Annotated in this window: 18 protein-coding genes; 11 read left to right on the top strand and 7 right to left on the bottom strand. The window is 50.5% G+C overall.

Going from position 1 to position 17,681, the window contains the following annotated elements:
• Positions 1-100 precede the first annotated feature (100 nt).
• From OGY06_RS09685 to OGY06_RS09645, 9 genes are all read left to right on the top strand, one after another.
• A complete protein-coding gene (locus OGY06_RS09685; protein WP_235155445.1) occupies positions 101-787 on the top strand; it encodes a WYL domain-containing protein in 687 nt (228 codons plus the stop codon).
• Positions 788-859: 72 nt separating this feature from the next.
• A complete protein-coding gene (locus OGY06_RS09680; RefSeq protein WP_275147880.1) occupies positions 860-3,703 on the top strand; it encodes an Ag43/Cah family autotransporter adhesin in 2,844 nt (947 codons plus the stop codon).
• 140 nt (positions 3,704-3,843) lie between these two features.
• Positions 3,844-4,308 (top strand): antirestriction protein, encoded by a 465-nt coding sequence (locus tag OGY06_RS09675; RefSeq protein ID WP_275147881.1) that lies wholly within the window; start codon positions 3,844-3,846, stop codon positions 4,306-4,308.
• A gap of 8 nt (positions 4,309-4,316) precedes the next feature.
• Positions 4,317-4,799 carry a RadC family protein gene (radC, locus tag OGY06_RS09670; RefSeq protein ID WP_275147882.1) on the top strand — a complete coding sequence of 161 codons (483 nt, stop codon included), beginning with the start codon at positions 4,317-4,319 and terminating at the stop codon, positions 4,797-4,799.
• Between the two features lie 8 nt (positions 4,800-4,807).
• On the top strand, positions 4,808-5,029 hold the full coding sequence (locus OGY06_RS09665; RefSeq protein ID WP_275147883.1) for a DUF987 domain-containing protein: 222 nt from the start codon (positions 4,808-4,810) through the stop codon (positions 5,027-5,029).
• A gap of 17 nt (positions 5,030-5,046) precedes the next feature.
• A complete protein-coding gene (locus OGY06_RS09660) occupies positions 5,047-5,364 on the top strand; it encodes a type IV toxin-antitoxin system YeeU family antitoxin (RefSeq protein WP_275147884.1) in 318 nt (105 codons plus the stop codon).
• Between the two features lie 20 nt (positions 5,365-5,384).
• On the top strand, positions 5,385-5,726 hold the full coding sequence (locus OGY06_RS09655; protein ID WP_275147885.1) for a TA system toxin CbtA family protein: 342 nt from the start codon (positions 5,385-5,387) through the stop codon (positions 5,724-5,726).
• Positions 5,727-5,958: 232 nt separating this feature from the next.
• On the top strand, positions 5,959-6,729 hold the full coding sequence (locus OGY06_RS09650; RefSeq protein WP_259472358.1) for a hypothetical protein: 771 nt from the start codon (positions 5,959-5,961) through the stop codon (positions 6,727-6,729).
• A gap of 31 nt (positions 6,730-6,760) precedes the next feature.
• Positions 6,761-7,375 carry a hypothetical protein gene (locus OGY06_RS09645; RefSeq protein WP_220721905.1) on the top strand — a complete coding sequence of 205 codons (615 nt, stop codon included), beginning with the start codon at positions 6,761-6,763 and terminating at the stop codon, positions 7,373-7,375.
• 523 nt (positions 7,376-7,898) lie between these two features.
• Here the strand turns inward: OGY06_RS09645 and OGY06_RS09640 are convergent.
• The 4 genes from OGY06_RS09640 to OGY06_RS09625 form a co-directional block, all read right to left on the bottom strand.
• Entirely contained in the window at positions 7,899-9,080 is a 1,182-nt protein-coding gene (locus tag OGY06_RS09640) for a MalY/PatB family protein (protein WP_286605180.1), read from the bottom strand.
• A gap of 12 nt (positions 9,081-9,092) precedes the next feature.
• Positions 9,093-10,544, bottom strand: a complete 1,452-nt coding sequence (gene nhaC, locus OGY06_RS09635; RefSeq protein WP_003830858.1) for a Na+/H+ antiporter NhaC — start codon at positions 10,542-10,544, stop codon at positions 9,093-9,095.
• Positions 10,545-10,697: 153 nt separating this feature from the next.
• Complete coding sequence (locus tag OGY06_RS09630; RefSeq protein WP_063941948.1) at positions 10,698-11,702, bottom strand: LacI family DNA-binding transcriptional regulator; 1,005 nt, start codon at positions 11,700-11,702, stop codon at positions 10,698-10,700.
• Between the two features lie 167 nt (positions 11,703-11,869).
• Complete coding sequence (locus OGY06_RS09625) at positions 11,870-12,319, bottom strand: GNAT family N-acetyltransferase (RefSeq protein ID WP_003830860.1); 450 nt, start codon at positions 12,317-12,319, stop codon at positions 11,870-11,872.
• A gap of 124 nt (positions 12,320-12,443) precedes the next feature.
• Between OGY06_RS09625 and pdxR the strand changes: the two genes are divergently transcribed.
• Together pdxR and OGY06_RS09615 are read left to right on the top strand one after the other, a co-directional pair.
• On the top strand, positions 12,444-13,913 hold the full coding sequence (gene pdxR / locus OGY06_RS09620; RefSeq protein ID WP_063941949.1) for a MocR-like pyridoxine biosynthesis transcription factor PdxR: 1,470 nt from the start codon (positions 12,444-12,446) through the stop codon (positions 13,911-13,913).
• 192 nt (positions 13,914-14,105) lie between these two features.
• The gene (locus tag OGY06_RS09615; protein ID WP_286605177.1) at positions 14,106-14,819 is read left to right on the top strand and encodes a GNAT family N-acetyltransferase; all 714 of its coding nucleotides are present in this window, start codon (positions 14,106-14,108) and stop codon (positions 14,817-14,819) included.
• Positions 14,820-14,871: 52 nt separating this feature from the next.
• Here OGY06_RS09615 and cbdX read toward each other — a convergent pair whose 3' ends face one another.
• From cbdX to appC, 3 genes are read right to left on the bottom strand one after another with little or no spacing between them, the layout of a single operon-like run.
• On the bottom strand, positions 14,872-14,961 hold the full coding sequence (gene cbdX, locus OGY06_RS09610) for a cytochrome bd-II oxidase subunit CbdX (RefSeq protein ID WP_003830863.1): 90 nt from the start codon (positions 14,959-14,961) through the stop codon (positions 14,872-14,874).
• 13 nt (positions 14,962-14,974) lie between these two features.
• A complete protein-coding gene (appB, locus tag OGY06_RS09605; RefSeq protein WP_063941951.1) occupies positions 14,975-16,111 on the bottom strand; it encodes a cytochrome d ubiquinol oxidase subunit II in 1,137 nt (378 codons plus the stop codon).
• Between the two features lie 11 nt (positions 16,112-16,122).
• Entirely contained in the window at positions 16,123-17,667 is a 1,545-nt protein-coding gene (gene appC, locus OGY06_RS09600; RefSeq protein ID WP_218667618.1) for a cytochrome bd-II oxidase subunit 1, read from the bottom strand.
• Positions 17,668-17,681 lie beyond the last annotated feature (14 nt).

Raw genomic sequence — 17,681 nt, 5'->3', positions numbered from 1 at the left:
TGTCCATCGAAAAATAGTTATTGCCCCGGACATACCCTGTCAGACCCCTTATTTAGAATCATAACCCTTTCAGTCAGTTAACTCGTATGGAGAAATGATAATGACACAGACAGAGCGCCGCCACGACAGGCTGGCGATCAGGCTGTCGCTGATTATCAGTCGCCTCGTCGCAGGTGAAACGCTGGATATGCGCAGGCTGACCGCAGAGTTTGGTGTATCTGCGCGTACTCTGTACCGCGATTTTCGTGAACGGCTGATGTATCTGGATCTTGAATGCAGCAACGGTTGTTACCGCCTGCGGACGGGGGTGAGTGGTGCGCAGGCCGAGCTGGATGTGCTGACCTTTGCTCATCGTACAGGTGTGGCCGATCTGTTTCCGGGGCTGGACCGTCGACTGGTCAGCCTGCTGCTGAACTGCAACGACGCGCCCTGTCTGGTGGGTGAAGCTGTGGGTATAACCAGCCCGTCAGCGTCACTGTCATTCTATCGTCTGGTCAAAGCCATTACCGCCTGCTATCGCGTCACGCTGCTCGCTGACGGACAGCGTTGCGAACGGCTGGCACCGTATCGGCTGATGATGCAGGAAGGTCACTGGTATCTGATCGCTGAATATCAGGATCGTCCGGCTGTTTTCACCCTGAATGAAATCCATGTGGTACAGCCCACAACGGAGATATTCAGACGTAACGAGAGGCTCTGGCGGATGGCAGAGAATACCGGTTTTGCCCGGGCTCTGCCGCATTTCCGCTGCATCCAGCAGTCGCTGAATGCATTTACCTCACCCTGAAGTTTTTCACCAGCCAGCATCCACGGAGAGTGGATGCTGGCTTTTTTATTTACACACAACAAGGTTAATACGATGAAGCGAAATCTGAATACCAGTTATCGGCTGGTCTGGAACGAAGTTCTTGGCGCATTTGTGGTTGTTTCAGAACAGGCAAAAGCAAAAGGAAAGCGTACTGGCGCAGTACTCGCACTGGCCGTTGCCGGACTGACCTCTGGTACAGCACTGGCGGCAGAGACCTCCGTACCTGTCGGAGAGACGGCTGACGGGGTGGTTATCAGCAACAACGACACGCAGCTGGTTTACGGGCAGGCGAATAATACCACCATTAACACGGGCCTGGAGTACGGCAGCGATGATGAAGATAACAATCAGGGCGGCCAGTTCGTACAGGATGGTGGCGTAGCAAACCACACCACCATAAACAGTAACGGTCTTCAGGCGGTGCTTGCAGGCGGCAGTGTCAGCGATACAACGATAAATGCCGGTGGTGGTCAAAGCGTACACGGTCAGTCTTCCGGTACGGTACTGAACGGTGGCGAGCAATGGGTACATTCCGGCGGGGTTGCCACCGGTACCGTCATTAATGAAGGCGGCTACATGGTAGTGAAAGGGGGGGCTCAGGCAATTGGCACCGTTGTGAATACCGGCGCACAGGGTGGTCCGGATTCGGAAAACAGCGACGGGATGTTTGTTTCTGGTACCGCAACAAATACAACCATCAATGAAAATGGCCGCCAGGTCGTTTTCGATCAAGGGACCGTCGTCGCCACGACGGTGAATGCTGGCGGCGACCAGAGCGTTCATGGCAGTGCAGAAAATACCACGCTAAATGGCGGCTATCAGTACGTTCATTCCGGTGCGGCAGCAACGGATACCGTCATCAACAGCGGTGGCTGGCAGGTAGTCAAGGGCGGCGCTCAGGTCAGCGATACCACGGTCAATAACAGCGGCAGACTCAGCGTAGCGGCGGGTGGCAAGGCCTCAGATGTCATTATCAATGCAGGTGGCGCGCTGGTGACAAATACGGCTGCGGATGTGTCCGGCACCAACCGACTCGGCAACTTCAGTGTTGATTCGGTTTCCGGTAACGCAAGCAATGTGGTGCTGGAAAATGGCGGGCGACTGGATGTCCTCACTGGCGATGCTGCAGACACAACAACGGTCGATAAGGAGGGAGTGCTGGCGGTTAACGACGGTGGAACGGCGACAAACGTGACCATGAATGAAGGCGGTGCCCTGATTGCCGACAGCGGTTCAACGGTCAGTGGTACAAACGCGCGTGGTGAATTCAGCATTGATGCTGCATCTGGCAAAGCCAGTGGACTCTTGCTGGAAAGCGGCGGTCACTTTAGCGTTAAATCCGGTGCGATCGCGGAAAATACCGCCGTTGGCAGCGGCGGCGAGCTGAGTGTGGGAAATGGCGGTGGGCTGGCCGGAACCACCAGCCTGGCTGAGCATGCAAATCTAACGATTACGGGGGATGTCATCAGTACCGGCACCATTGAAAATGCCGGTACGATAACCTTCGCGCCTGAGCAAAGCGATGCCGCCAGAACTCGCCTGTTTGCTGCTCCCTCTGATATTACCTTTACTCCCCGCAAGCTCACCACGACAAACCTTGTCGGCCAGGGTGGCACCATTAACATGAGCATTAATCTGGCTAACCCAGACTTCCCGGCTGATATGCTGATTATCGACGGCGGGCAGGCAACGGGTAAAACCTGGCTGAATTTCACCAATGCCGGTGATGCCGGGCTGGGTCTCGCTACCACGGGGAACGGCATCAAAGTAGTGGATGCGATTAATGGTGCCACGACGGATGCCGGGGCCTTTGCGCTTGGCAGCAAACTGCAGGCTGGTGCGTATAACTACATCCTGAACCACGGTGCTGCGGATGAAAACTGGTATCTGACCAGCGAAGCTGGCTATCGTGCTGAAGTTGCTCTTTATGCTTCGCTGTTTGCGCAGAGCATGGACTATGACCGCGCACTGGCAGGCAGCTACAACCAGCGCAGTGCGGTCAAAGGTGGCAGTGGAGTCTGGGGGCGTATCCAGAGCGGTCATATGGGACATGAAAATAACGGCGGAATTGCACAGGGTGCGATACCGGAAAGCAGCGGCAGCTACGGCTTTGTACAACTGGGCAGCGACTTGCTGAGCTACTCTTCGCTGAAAGCCGGTGTGTATGGTGCAGCCGGTCACTCCTCTGTTGATGTGAAAGACGATGACCACTCCCGCGCCGGGACTGCCCGCGATGACGTATACAGCCTGGGCGGTTATCTGACGGCCGTGCATGCCGCCAGCGGCCTGTGGGCGGACGTGGTGGCTCAGGGCTCCCGTCATAACCTGAAAGCGACGTCTGATGCAGACAGTTTCTCTACCCACGGCTGGGGCTGGCTGGGCTCGCTGGAAACGGGCCTGCCGTTCAGTGTGACCAATGGCCTGATACTGGAGCCGCAGCTTCAGTATATCTGGCAGGGACTGTCCCTGAATAACGGTCATGACAATGGAGGCTACGTGAACTTTGGTGACGGTAGCGCACAGCATATCCGTGCCGGTTTTCGCTTCGGCAGCCAGTCGGAGATGGCCTTCGGTAACGGCACTTCCACACAAACAGGTTCTGGCGGCAGCATGAAACACAGCGTAAGTGAACTGCCGGTTAACTGGTGGGTTCGTCCGTCTGTTATTCGCACCTTCAGCTCAGACGGCGATCTGAGCATGGGAACGGCCACGGCGGGAAGTAATGTTACCTTTACCCCGTCTCAGGATGGCACAGCGGTTGATCTCCAGGCGGGTATTGATGCACTTATCCGCCAGAACGTGACGCTTGGTATTCAGGGCGGCTATACCCGTAGCGTTAGCGGTAACAGCGCTGACGGTTACAACGGGCAGGCCACACTGAAAGTCGCCTTCTGATAGCACGGCCCACTAAAACAGAGATAACCACTCTCATTCGGCCCCTGTTGCTTATGCAGCAGGGGCTTTTTGTTTTTAACGTTATGTAATCAACTTCACGCCAGCGCACAGTCGCTGGCTTTTAATTTCGGAGAAACATCATGAACGCATTAAATAGCAATAGCGTTACGCCCTTTCAGGAACAATCGCCAGCGACAGGTATTACCGCCTCTGTTGTACCCGATCGTCAGCGGCTCTCATTCTGGCCGACACACTTTGGCTCCATTCCGCAGTGGATAATCCTGGAACCCCGCATTTTCGCCTGGATGGACCGCTTCTGTGATGAGTACAGCGGTGGTATCTGGTCCTTTTACACGCTCAGCAATGGCGGAGCGTTTATGGCTCCTGATGCTGACGGTGACGATAAATGGCACCTGTTCAACGGCATGAACGGCAATAGTGCGCAAATGAGCGCGGAAGCTGCAGGTATCGCTGTCTGCCTGATTGAATACAGCCATCACACCTGTCGCACCGAATGCAATGCCATGACTGAACACTATTACCGCCTGCGGGATTACGCTCTGCAGCACCCTGAATCCAGCGTCATTCTGCACATTATTGATTAAGGATACTTATGATGGAACAGTCGCTTATCCCACTGGCTCCGGCACTATCACTAACCGCACAACGCACGGTAAAACGCGCCTTAACGCTGCTTGACCGACACATGCGCGAAACAGACGTGGCATTCACCTCCACCCAAGCTGCCCGTGACTGGCTAAAGCTAAAAATGGCGGGGCTTGAACGCGAAGAGTTCATGGTGCTGTACCTGAACCAGCAGAACCAGTTGATTGCTCACGAAACCCTTTTTGCCGGTTCTATTAGCAGTACCGAGGTGCATCCCCGTGAGGTGGTCAAACGTGCCCTTTACTTCAATGCGGCAGCAGTGATACTGGCGCATAACCATCCCTCCGGTGACACCACACCCAGCCAGGCAGATAAGTCCATCACGCAGCGTCTGGTGCAGGCGCTTCAGCTCGTTGATATCCGTGTTCCTGACCATCTCATTGTCGGTGGCACGCAGATATTGTCGTTTGCTGAACACGGTTTGCTTTGAGGTATGACATGAAAATTATCAGTAAACGCCGGGCAATGACGATATACCGCCAGCATCCGGCCTCCCGCATTTTTCGATACTGCACCGGCAGATACCAGTGGCACGGTAGTGTCTGTCATTACATCGGTCTGGCCGTTCCTGATATTCCCGGCGTGCTGGCGATATACGCCGAACGCCGCCAGGATCGCAACGGACCTTATACCTGTCTGATGAGTATCACCCTGAACTGACAATAAAGAGGTTATAAATGAGCAACACTAGATGGGGCCTGCAGCGGGATTTCACGCCGCGCCTGGGAGCACGTCTGGTGCAGGAGGGCAACCGGCTGCACTATCTGGATGACCGGGCCAGTATCACCGGTAAGTTTAGTGACGCCGAATGTCTTAAGCTGGATGCGGCATTTCCGCATTTTATCAGTCAGATGGAATCGATGCTGACCACTGGTGAAATGAATCCTCGCCATGCCCACTGCGTCACCCTTTACCACAACGGTTTTATCTGCGAAGCCGACACCCTTGGCAGTTGCGGCTACGTATACATCGCAGTTTATCCCACTCAAAGCTAACTAATTTCACGAGAGCAAGCATGAAAACTCTACCTGCTAAAATTTCGCAGGCAGCGAAGCCCTGTCTGTCGCCCGTGGCTGTCTGGCAAATGTTACTGATACGTCTGCTGGAACAGCACTATGGCCTGACACTGAACGACACGCCGTTCAGTGATGAAACTGTTATTAAGGAACATATTGATGCCGGTATCAGTCTGGCTAATGCTGTTAACTTTCTGGTGGAGAAGTACGAACTGGTTCGTATCGATCGCAGAGGATTTAACCGCCAGGAGCAGTCACCTTACCTTCTGGCGGTAGATATTTTACGGGCAAGACAGGCAATCGGCCTGCTGCGGCAAAACCATCCTCCTTCGATCCCCTGAATCTTGCTAGCAGTGTTTCCGATTTACTGTCCCTATTTTACTAATTGCAAATGCACCAGCTAGTTACGGTGGGCGCATTTGCGTTTATGGGTGTTTAAACACAATTAGTGGCATCCGGCCATGAACAAAAATTGTACCACTGTATAGATAAGAAAAATTGCTTGCTGCTTCTTTTTTAACCTGCAATTCTGATGTACTTCATTCACATCAACAATATTTAATAAAATACATTATGGATAAAGCAGAAATTCTGGAGAAAGGTTGTTGGGTTGAAATTTATATTGAAGAATTTGCACAAAAGGTAAAAGGAATTTCACGAGATAGGTACCCTTCATTACGCTGTATCGCTTGTGGCGAGCAAGTTCATGATAGTGGTTTAGTCACTCCCAATCCCGAGTATATCCCCAGATTCTCTCATTCAGCACCACCAGAAAACGGAGAGTTTTGCCCTCTGGGGTCTAGATCTCAACGTTTCACAGGTCTTTCCGGAAATGACAAGATAGTATCAACAGAGATCGCTGCATCTCGCCGAAATCGATTCATGCAATTTGATAGCCTCTGTCGAGCATGGATAGTTTGTAGGTCTCTACGTGGAGGCGAAGGAAAACTTGATCAAAAATCCTTCATCCGTTTGGTCAGGGTCGCTGATAGTTTTGGGATCTGGCGTTATAGCTATCTCCCGGAATGGGGCATCCCTCTTCTTTTAATGCTAATGGACAATCATCCAACACCTAATGGTAAGTCTGCATTTTTTTATTCGCTTAAGAAAGACAGAGCCCGCCGGGGTGTTGAGTGGCAAAACCTGAATGTCCGGCTAGAAGCACATTGGGCTAGCAGTGGTAAACTTATTGTACCAAATCTTGAGAAGCCAGCTTCGTTCCTGCTAGAGATCCCTTTTAAAGAATATGTTGTTAACAACATTTTGGGGAAAGAGGATCTATCGTGGTGTACAGGGGATGTGCTGAGAAGCTTGAATGCCTTTAGCATCAGTGAATTACGGTAAAATATCCCTTAAAACGTAATGAGAGAGCAGAATGGCATTTGAATTGAAAGACTTATTAACCCCGGCAGCCTCCCTCTTGGCCGTTTGGCTTACTGCCAGGTTTACCCTTAATCGGGAAATTCGTAAGAAAGAGCTGGAGATCCGTGTTGATCGGCTGGAGAAGCTCTCTGCTGATTGTGATGAGGTCTTATCACAGCTTATTAATTATGCTGGTTTTATTAGTGGGCTTGTTCAGTCCCGGCTTTTATTACTCACTCCGACTCAGTCAAAGGCCCGTATCCCTATTCAAGAATTTTCTGAAGACAAAGACCTATTAGATAACAGTAAATTAGCTCCAGATAGAGAGAAAGGGCGAAGATGCGAACACGGCTTACGTTTCCATCATTATCAGGAATGGCAAAAATGGGATGCTATTGTCCCGAAGCTGCAAAACGATATTTATGATTTTTTCATGATTACACGTGCAGGCGAGATTGTTAAAGATTTGAAGAATCAGAGTCGAACACAAGAGGATTGTGAGGCATTCATTCGACAACTCAGTAAATGGCAAAAAGATGCTGATACACTGCGAAAACAGTTGCTTGACGCTATGTCCAGCGATTTTCACGAGTTAACGAAATCGAAACCTCCTTCATGGCTTCGATGATTGTATATACGTTCATGGTTCAACAAGTCTGGATGTTAAAGTCGTAAATAGGGCTGTGTACGTTATGAGCAAACAAAGTGACGTATCGTACAGCAAGCAATATTATTCTTAATCAATCACGGCCCTAAGATACTTGGGTGAGTAGAGGTACCTCTATCGAGATTAATGATATTGACGACTCGATGAAAGGCTCATCGAGTCGCATGAAAAACAAGGTGGGGGCACAAAAGGGGGCATTTATAAAGATGAAACAAGAAAATATGTATGTTTATCAATGGTTATGTGGGGTATGTTATGTTCCTATTATCGCACCATTTCAAACTCTTCCCAGGTCTACCGAAATCAACGCAAACCCCGTTTACTGCGGTTTTCAGCTCGCATATTATTTTCCGGGTAACCTGCACCACGTTCTCCGCATCGCCATTCTTGGTTGGTAGTTCAGAGCCCGTTAATCAGGCCTCGTCGAAATGGCTGATAATATCGAGCGGCCCTGAGCCAGGGCCGATTCGTTTACTGAGCAGATTCAGCAGGATGTAAATGCAATACGCTTTAAGCCCTCTACCGCTTTTTCGAGGTAGGCGCGTGGACATCCCATGTTCAGGCGGATAAAACCATTTCCAGCAGGACCAAAGCCATTTCCCATTGAAGGCGCAATACCGGCAACATCAAGCATTACCCATTTGAGCTGCTCATCATCCAGTCCAAGCGCTTTGCAATCTATCCACAGTAGATACGTTGCCTGGGAAGGAACAACCCGAGCCCATGGGAGATATTCATCAATTTGTTGAATAAACCAGCGTCGATTTTCAGCCAGATAGCCAAGTAACTCGTCTAACCATGGCGCACCATGTTGCCATGCTGCCGTACTCGCTTCGACGGATAGCGCATTGAATACATCCAGTCCATGCGCATCCAGACGGCGTAAAAAGTGTTCACGCAATGCCGGTGCCGGTATCAGAAAATTAGCAATACGCAATGTCGACAAACCAAACGTTTTACTGGCTGAAGTAGCTGAAATTACACGCGAATGCCAGCGTTCTCCCAGATGCAGAACTGAAGTAAATTGTTCTCCAGGAAGCAATAAATCTGCCCATATCTCATCAGACAGCAACGTCACATCATAGGTCTCGCATAGCGTAAGTAGCTGTTCCAGCTCTGGTGCAGTCCAACAACGACCGGTTGGATTATGCGGATTACATAAAATCATCAACGGCGGACGTTCAGTCCGGAATAACATTTCCAGGTGAGCAAAATCCATTTGATAACCGGTAGCCGGGTCCTCATTCAACGGATTTTCCAGCAGCTGTCTGCCGTTCAGAGAGATAATTTTAGCGAATGAACCATAATAAGGCCCCTGAACGGCCACGCCTTCACCGGGTTGACTCAGCATTTGTACGAGTAGCGATAATCCCGGAACAACACCTTCAATACTGCAGATCCACTCTTGCTTGATTTCCAGCTGATGCCGGGTTGAGAACCATGAAATTAATGAATCAAAGTAGCTTTGTGGTCGTTCGCTGTAACCAAAAATACCGTGCCCTACGCGGTGAGTTAAAGCCTCCTGAACAGCGGGCGGGCAAGTAAAGTCAAAATCAGACACCCACATGGGCAACAGTTGATGTGTATCCTCGCCGAAATATCGCGCCATAAAGTCCCATTTCAGCGAGGCGGTATCGTGGCGATCGATAATCTTATTAAAATCCATTACATGCTCTCCCTATTCTGTTGCCGTGATATTTTTTTCTGTTTCTGTCACTGAAGGCGCCTTCGCAATACCGATTCCCGTGAAACCGTAAATCAAGGCGAAGAAGATTGCGGCATAGCACTGAATCGCCCATGGCAATAAATCCAGCGTGCTCACTCCTAATGTCGTGGCCATATAAACTCCGGCAGCTGTCCACGGCAACAACGGCTCAATAACGGTGCCAGCGTCTTCAATGGTGCGGGACAGATTTTTGGTATCCAGTCCCATACGACGGTATGCGTCTTTAAACAGTTCAGCTGGAACCAGAAGAGCCAGCTTGCCGTCGCTTGTGGCTCCGGTCACCAGAAGGGTGGTACCAATGGTTGCCGCAATTAACTGACCGACACTGTGAATGACCGTCAGTAAGCGGTTAATGATAATGTTGAGCGCGCCGGTTAACGTTAAGGCACCGGCAAAAGAGAATGCGCAAAATACCAGAAGGATAGTGCTCATCATTGAGAACATTCCGCCGCGGTTCAGCAGGCGCGGAACATCAGCAATAATGCCCTCACTCCCTTGCGGGAACATAGTAATGTTGAATCCATCTATAAAGGCATCCAGTCCCTGCTTGATGCTGAGTCCTTGCATGACAACGCCCAGAATCAGGGCTAATACGCATGCACTCAGCATTAAAGGAATGACCGGCTTTTTACGAATCGCGCCCCACAACACAATAACCGGCGGCAAAATCAGAATGATATTGAAGTGGTATAGCGACTCCAGAGCGCTGACAATATCGGTAACCCGTTGTGGCGTGGCGACCTCGCCGAGCATATTGCTGTGGCCGGCAATAAGATAAACCACGGCGGCAAGCAGAAAGCTGGGAATAGTGGTCCACAATAAGTGCTGGATATGCTCGAAAAGGGTGGTATCTGCAACAATGGCCGCAAAGTTGGTGGAGTCTGACAGCGGCGATATCTTGTCACCGAAGTAAGCGCCAGAAACAACGGCACCTGCCGCTGCTGCCATCGAAACATCCAGTCCGGCGGCAACGCCCATCAATGCTACGCCAACCGTTCCGGCGGAACCCCAGGAGGTTCCGGTACACACCGATACGACGCTGGTCAAAAAGAAGGCGGCGATAAGAATGTATTCGGGGCTGATGAGTTTAAGTCCCCAGTACACCATGTAAGGGATGGTGCCGCTGAACATCCATGTACCAATCAGGCCGCCGACACAGATAAGAATCATGATCACCGGCATTGCTTTGGCGAGTTTATCAACTACCGAATTAATGATGTCTTCCCAGCAATACCCTTGCCACCAGGCCATGCCCGCGGCGACTGCAGCAGAACATAGCAACAAGGGCTCAATACGTAGCCCCATGATGCCGTAGCCAATAATTAGCAGCAGTAGCATGGCTAAAATAGGGATCACTGCCAGTCCAAATGAGAGTGTTTTTTTCTGATTTTGAGAGGCATTCATTCATGAATCTCCAGTCTGTAAGGTCGCTCAAGAGTAGAGAACACCCTTTTGCCTGACTGTGATCGCTCATTGGCCCTCATGTAAGCGATTACATGAAGACGTTAAACTTGAAGTCGGTCACAATTCAGGGGCTTGACGATTTACGCATTGATTTCAGAGAGAGGGGGGAAGAACAGAATCGCGGATCACTAAATCCGCAGTGAAACTATTCACGCTGGGACGCTGAGTTGCGCCCTTAAAAAGCTGTATCGCCAGCTGCGAAGCGCTGCGAGCCATGCGCTCAACGGGATAATGCATTGTTGTCAGTGCGGGGTAGAGATAGCGGGCCATCACCACATCATCAAATCCAACGATCGAAAGCTGCTGCGGAAGTGTAATTCCCTGCTGATGGAGGATGCGCATAATCCCGGCGGCCATTACATCATTAAACGTCACCGCTGCGGTGAAAGGAATGCCGCAATTAAGCAGCTGGTGTGCAGCGCGTTCGCCACCCTCTTCATTGAAAGGCACGCTAATCACCCAGTTTTTATCTGGCGTAATGCCATATTCAGCCAGCGCCTGGCGATAACCTTCCAGCCGCTCACGGCGATCGATAATCGGTAAATCACTTGTCACGCAGGCAATACAACGGTGCCCCTGTTCCAGGAGATGTAGCGTGGCTGTTTTAGCTGCTTGACTATTTTCCAGCCACACGCAGCGGTTGGCCATCCCGGCAATATAGCGGTTCACGACCACCATGGCAGGAAAATGAGCGGCATATCTCAACAGTTCCTTTTCAGACAGTCTACTGGCATGGACCACAATAGCTTCACAGCCCTGGTTTATCAGAAAATCGAGTCCTGATTTTTCCATTCCTTCATCGTGGCCACCGCTGCATACCATCAGCCGAAATTGCTGCTGGCGTGATACTTCTTCCACGCCTCGGGCAAGCCTGGCAAAAAAGGGATCGGCAAGGTTGCCGGTCAATAACCCGAGCATGTCACCGCTGCGTTTCGCTAATGCAATTGCGGCGGCATTGCGATGATAGCTCAGTTCGCGCATGGCTTTTTCAACACGCTCACGCGTCACGGGTTCAACCCATGCGGTTTGATTAATAACACGTGAAACTGTTGCGGTGGACACTCCCGCTAACTCTGCAACATCCTTTATCGTTGCCATGCTGGCTCTTTACCTTTTTGATTCTTAAGAATTTGCTTATCGCTGGTTTTTTTCCTTATCTTATTCAGGTTGGGGGGATTTGTCACCGAGACATCCTCTGAGTATATCTACTCAGAGGTTTATTTTTAGTACTGAATAATTAAATACTATCCTGAGTATTATTATCCTTACATTTGATATTCGATCATCCCGCTCTTTTTGGCCACCCAGTCATACAGACGTTGTCCACGGAGATTGGTTTCATGCGTATGCCAGTATAATCTTGACGCGTGGTGTTTTTTGGCTTGTTGTTGGACATACTCGATAAGTTGTTTACCGATGTGTTGACCGCGTACATCTTCGCTAACAAATAAATCTTCGAGATAGCAATAATTTGATTCTGCCCAGGTTGAGCGGTGAAAGAGATAGTGCACCAGTCCCACTATTTTCCCATTATATTTGGCTACAGCACAATAAACAGGTTCGCTCGGGGTAAGGAAACGCTCCCACGTTAATTTTGTTACTTCATCTGAAATTTTAGTGCGATAAAATGTTTGATAGTTTATCCATAAAGGAAGCCAGCTGGCGTAGTCTTTTTGTTCTGCACTTTCAATAGTAACGGCATTCATGTTAATCATATATATCCTGATATTTTGTGCGAGTAATGTGTTAGTATGATGATACTAAGAGCTTTATAAATTCTCGTAAAGAGACACTTTCGATATATTGATAGGATCCACTTTTAGTATAAAGGTTAATACAATGAAGAAAAACAATGCGCCTTTATTTCAAGGATTTGTTTTAGGAAAAGGCGCGGTTAAGGAGCAGGTTTACCACATCCTCCGCGATCACATCCTCGAAGGGCGATTGCCGCCAGGAACAAAAATGCCGTCAACCAGGGCATTGTCCGAGATGATGTCAATTTCACGAAACTCAGCGATCGCCGGTTATGACAGGCTATTAGATGAAGGGTATATCCTGACCCGTAAAGGGTCTGGAACATATGTCTCACATAATATTCCGGATCGGAGTATCAGCAATATCTATCCAAAGATAGCGTCGGGGGGCGTCGTCTCGCCTGGTGAACAGGTTCATAGCCGAAATAATCCTGTTCGCGATTTATGGTCAAATGAGTATGAAGGGCGCGGCATGAACCGCCTATTTGCGGTTGGTGTCGGGTGTACGGATCTCTTTCCGCATGCGTTATGGGGAAAGCTACTGCAACGTGTCTGGAGACAATCCCGGCATCAACTGGGCGCTCACACTCATCCTTGCGGGTACCTTCCTTTGAGAAAAGCGGTTTGCCGCTACATTAAAACAACGCGTGGAGTGAACTGTAACGAAGATCAGATAATCATCGTAAATGGTATTCAACAGGCATTGAACATTACTGCACGAGCATTGCTGTCGGCAGGAAGTGACGTTTGGCTGGACGACCCGGGTTACAAAGGCGCTCGCGGAGCCTTCATGTCAGTTGGCGCGATGGTGAGGCCGGTACCGGTAGATAGCGAGGGAATGAACGTCCGCTATGGTATTGATTATTTTCCTGACGCTAAGCTGGCCTATGTCGTCCCGTCGGATCAATATCCATTAAGTGGAACGTTGAGTTTATCCCGACGTTTTGAGTTGCTGGAATGGGCGAAGTCGAATCAGGCCTGGATATTTGAAGATGACTATAATAGCGAGTTCCGTTATGCCGACCGTTCTTTACAAGCCCTGCAAGGATTAGATCAGAATCAACGCGTAATCTACGCCGGAACATTTTCTAAAATGATGTACCCGGAATTTCGTTTAGGTTTTTTAGTTGTCCCGCCGGGTTTACAAGAACAGATTATGGTGACGAAATATTTCTCCGATCTTGGCACCAGTTATCTTGAGCAGGCTGTGATGGCGAGTTTTATAGAGGATGGTCACTATGCCAGTCATGTGCGCCGAATTCGTAAGGCATGCTATGAAAGAAGAACTGCGCTGGTGAATGCTATTCAAGAATACCTGGCTGATAAAATGATTGTGCAGCCTTCTGACTCTGGCGTCCATATTGTGTGCTGGCTACAAAACGGATTAACCGGAAATGAAGTTGAGGAGCAAGCCAGATTACTAGGGATGGGAATACTATCACTAAGTCGTTATTACCAGAGCGATGTCTCACGACAGGGGATTTTGATTGGTTTTGCAAATCATCCGGTAGAGGCAATTGTTGATGGGATTCGCCGTTTGGCTCAGGTTATTTAAATTATAATTTATTCCGCTATTAGCATTAATGCAGTAAATACGTTTCTTTCGCTACGTGTAAAAATGCAGAGCCTGCTTTTTGTACAATTAAATAGTGTGGATCCGTTAAAAACACGCATTGTGGTTCTTTTGGGCCGCTCAGTTTGATCATACCCTGCGCTGGTTTAGTTCTGTTTTGTAAGGGGTACAGATATGCCGGGCGTCTTTAATCAATTCCAACAACCCGTAGGTATGACTTTGTCTGACTGGAAAGGCGCATCCTTTCCACAGGCTCAGCAAATTACAGGTCGCTATTGTAAGCTTGAACGCATTAACGCCAAACGCCATGCAAAAGAGTTGTATGAAGCGTACTGCGAAGCAAGCGATTGTCGTGACTGGACATATCTGGCGGTCGGACCTTTTGAAACTTTTGATGCCTTCCAGGTTTATTTAAAAAAGGCGGAAGAACAGACAGATCCGATGCATTTTGCTGCGATCGATTTAACCAGTATGAAACCTGTTGGTACGTTTGCTCTTATGCGGATTGATCCCGCAAATGGCGTGATCGAGGTTGGCCATGTTTCCTACTCCGTACGCATGAAACGTTCGCGAATCTCAACGGAAGTCATCTTATTGCTTTTAAAGTACGTTTTTGAGGATCTGGGCTATCGCCGTTTTGAATGGAAATGCGATGCCCTTAACGCCCCTTCTCGTGGGGCGGCAGAGCGTTTTGGCTTCAGTTTTGAAGGCATATTTCGTCAGGCAATCGTTACCCGTGGGCGAAATCGCGATACCGCATGGTACTCAATCATCGACGGAGAGTACCCAACACTCCGTCCTGCCTACGATTTGTGGCTTGATGAGCGTAATTTCGATAACCAGGGACGGCAGATAAAGCGCCTTGGAGAGCTGATGGAAAGGGGATAAAAAAGCTCCCCGAATAAACCGGGGAGCCAGAAAGCGTAGCGTACGCGCAGAATTATTTCTGCCGCGACTCCAGCCAGACCAGCGCCAGCGTGGAGAGTGCGCACATCAGCAGAATGCCGACAAACCAAAACAGATACCACATCTTACGGTCCTCCCTAGTAAAGTTCGTGATTGTGGCGGCGGATCGTTTCTACATTGATTCGTCCCAGCATTTTGTAATAACTCCACACGGTATAAAGCAGAACGATCGGTAGAAAAATCAGCACAATAACCAGCATGATACTGAGCGTCATCTGGCTGGAGGTACTGTCCCACACCGTCAGGCTGGAGAGCGGATACGCGCTTGAAGGCATCACAAACGGAAACAGGGTGATTCCGGCGGTGAAGATCACGCAGGCCTGGGTCAGTGAAGCGCACAAAAATCCCCATACGGCCCGACGTTGCCCGCAGGCATAGATCGCGAGCATCGGGAAAATCATGCCAAGCAGCGGAATAATTAACAGCAGTGGTGACTGATAAAAGTGCGCCATCCACGCGCCCGGTGAGGTAGTTACCATTTTTAATAGCGGGTTGGAGGGACCATTAGGATCCTGGCTAAGCAACACATAGCCATCGATCCCCGTCCATAGCCAGTAACCGGCTAACAGAAAGCAGAGCACGACCAGCATCGCGCTGCGACGGGTAGCAGAAAGCGCGCGTTGATGAAGAATGCCGTCGGTCTTCAACTGGAGCCACACGCCCCCTTGCAGAATAACCAGCATCAGGCTTAATGCGCCGCACAGCAGGGCAAAGGGTGAGAGTAACTGCCAGAAGGTGCCCAGGTATTGCACATGAAGCTGTGGTGTGAAGATAAAAGGCACGCCCAAGAACAGGTTGCCGAATGCGACGCCGAAGATAACCGGGGGGACCAGGCTCCCGATAACCAACCCGGCGTCCCACATGACGCGCCAGCGTGCATTAGCAATTTTACCGCGATAATCAAAGGCCAACGGGCGAAAGAAAAGGGCGCACAGCACCAGAATCATTGCCACATAAAACCCTGAAAATGCCGCGGCATAGACCCGCGGCCAGGCCGCGAATAATGCGCCGCCCGCCAGAATGAGCCACACCTGGTTACCTTCCCAGTGCGCCCCGACGCTATTGATTAACACCCGACGCTCATCATCGTTACGCGCGATCAGCGGCAACAGGCAGCCGACCCCCATATCAAACCCGTCAGTGACCATAAAGGCCACCAGAATGATGCCAATCAGCAGCCACCAAATGAGCCGCAACGTTTCATAATCCAACATGATTGTCTCCTTTATCCCTGTTGTTGCGCGGGTTGCTGGTTTTGCATTGCATCTGGGCCAAGGCGCGCGTATTTCTGCATCAGGTAGACCTCAGCAATTAAAAACAGGGTGTAAAGCGTGAGAATTAGCCCCATCGAGAAGGCCAGCTGACCTGCGCTTAACGCGGAGTGGGCGTACCAGGTCGGCAAAATATCCTGAATCGCCCATGGCTGGCGGCCAAACTCCGTCATAAACCAGCCCGCTTCGATGGCAATCCACGGGAGCGGCAGGCTCCACAGCGTCATGCGCAGTACCCAGCGATGCTGGTCGATACGCCAGCGTAAGGTCTGTATCAACGCAATCGCCATCACCAGTAGCAGCAGCGAACCGCATGCAATCATAATGCGAAAGCTCCAGAACACGGGGGCCACTTGCGGAATGGCGCCGCGTTGCGCGGCCTGATATTGCGCTGGTGTAACGTGGTTCATATCAGGCGCGTAGTTCGCCAGCAGGATGCCGTAACCCAGATCTTTCTCCATAGCGTGAAAAGCGTTCAGTACCTGAGGCGTGCGGTTACCTTTGGCAATTTCCTGCATCAGTAACCACGCCTCCCGGCCTCGCTGCAGGCGGGGGAGCGCGTCCGCCATCAGGTTTTTCAGCCCCGGAACCGGCGTATCTAAAGAGTGGGTCGCCAGAATACCCAGCAGGGCCGGTATCTTCACCGCGAAGGCGTTACGCTCTTGCTCCTGCTGCGGCCAGGCGATGACATGAAAGGGCGCTGGTGCCGGTTCGGTTTGCCATTCGCCTTCCATTGCCGCCAGTTTTACCGGCTGGAGTTGGGCAACCTCATAGGCTGAGCTATCACCCAGTTGCAGGGTGCCAAGAATAGCTAGCGTACCGAAGACGGAACCCACCGCGAAGGAGCGCCGGGCGAACTCGCGATTGCGACCGCGCAGCAAATACCAGGCGCTGATGGACATCACAAACATGGCGCCGGTGACATAACCGGACATCACGGTATGCACAAATTTTACCTGGCTGACGGGGTTAAAGACCAGCTCGCTGAAACTGCTCATCTCCATGCGCAGGGTATCAATATTAAAGTGAGCGCCTGTTGGATATTGCATCCAGCCGTTAGCGTTGAGGATCCACAGGGCCGAGATATTGGAGCCAAATGCGACCAGCCAGGTCACCAGCAAATGCTGGTACTTGTTTAAGCGCTGCCAGCCGAAGAAGAACAGCCCGACGAAGGTGGATTCAAGAAAGAAAGCCATCAAGGCTTCCATCGCCAGCGGAGCGCCAAAAATATCGCCTACATAGTTGGAATAGAGCGACCAGTTAGTACCGAACTGAAACTCCATGGTCAGGCCGGTTGCCACGCCGAGCGCAAAGTTAATACCGAATAGCTTTCCCCAGAAACGCGTCATGTCGCGGTAGACTGTTTTGCCGGTCACCACGAACAGGGTTTCCATGATGGCCAGCAAAAAAATCAGCCCCAGCGTCAGGGGAACAAACAGAAAATGGTACAGCGCGGTCAGCGCAAACTGCCAGCGCGATAGGTCAATGACGTCCCACATGCTAACTCCATCAG

It is taken from the genome of Citrobacter sp. Cpo147 (genome assembly GCF_030332405.1).
GTDB classification, from domain to species: Bacteria; Pseudomonadota; Gammaproteobacteria; order Enterobacterales; family Enterobacteriaceae; genus Citrobacter; species Citrobacter portucalensis.
The sequence above is the reverse complement of the archived record's forward strand: the minus strand, read 5'-3'. Positions and strand labels throughout refer to the sequence as shown.

Bases quoted from the DNA above. Each gene is read 5' to 3' on its own strand.
- OGY06_RS09685 (WP_235155445.1), top strand. From the start codon at position 101: ATGACACAGACAGAGCGCCGCCACGACAGGCTGGCGATCAGGCTGTCG.
- OGY06_RS09680 (WP_275147880.1), top strand. From the start codon at position 860: ATGAAGCGAAATCTGAATACCAGTTATCGGCTGGTCTGGAACGAAGTT.
- OGY06_RS09675 (WP_275147881.1), top strand. From the start codon at position 3,844: ATGAACGCATTAAATAGCAATAGCGTTACGCCCTTTCAGGAACAATCG.
- radC (WP_275147882.1), top strand. From the start codon at position 4,317: ATGATGGAACAGTCGCTTATCCCACTGGCTCCGGCACTATCACTAACC.
- OGY06_RS09665 (WP_275147883.1), top strand. From the start codon at position 4,808: ATGAAAATTATCAGTAAACGCCGGGCAATGACGATATACCGCCAGCAT.
- OGY06_RS09660 (WP_275147884.1), top strand. From the start codon at position 5,047: ATGAGCAACACTAGATGGGGCCTGCAGCGGGATTTCACGCCGCGCCTG.
- OGY06_RS09655 (WP_275147885.1), top strand. From the start codon at position 5,385: ATGAAAACTCTACCTGCTAAAATTTCGCAGGCAGCGAAGCCCTGTCTG.
- OGY06_RS09650 (WP_259472358.1), top strand. From the start codon at position 5,959: ATGGATAAAGCAGAAATTCTGGAGAAAGGTTGTTGGGTTGAAATTTAT.
- OGY06_RS09645 (WP_220721905.1), top strand. From the start codon at position 6,761: ATGGCATTTGAATTGAAAGACTTATTAACCCCGGCAGCCTCCCTCTTG.
- OGY06_RS09640 (WP_286605180.1), bottom strand. From the start codon at position 9,080: ATGGATTTTAATAAGATTATCGATCGCCACGATACCGCCTCGCTGAAA.
- nhaC (WP_003830858.1), bottom strand. From the start codon at position 10,544: ATGAATGCCTCTCAAAATCAGAAAAAAACACTCTCATTTGGACTGGCA.
- OGY06_RS09630 (WP_063941948.1), bottom strand. From the start codon at position 11,702: ATGGCAACGATAAAGGATGTTGCAGAGTTAGCGGGAGTGTCCACCGCA.
- OGY06_RS09625 (WP_003830860.1), bottom strand. From the start codon at position 12,319: ATGATTAACATGAATGCCGTTACTATTGAAAGTGCAGAACAAAAAGAC.
- pdxR (WP_063941949.1), top strand. From the start codon at position 12,444: ATGAAGAAAAACAATGCGCCTTTATTTCAAGGATTTGTTTTAGGAAAA.
- OGY06_RS09615 (WP_286605177.1), top strand. From the start codon at position 14,106: ATGCCGGGCGTCTTTAATCAATTCCAACAACCCGTAGGTATGACTTTG.
- cbdX (WP_003830863.1), bottom strand. From the start codon at position 14,961: ATGTGGTATCTGTTTTGGTTTGTCGGCATTCTGCTGATGTGCGCACTC.
- appB (WP_063941951.1), bottom strand. From the start codon at position 16,111: ATGTTGGATTATGAAACGTTGCGGCTCATTTGGTGGCTGCTGATTGGC.
- appC (WP_218667618.1), bottom strand. From the start codon at position 17,667: ATGTGGGACGTCATTGACCTATCGCGCTGGCAGTTTGCGCTGACCGCG.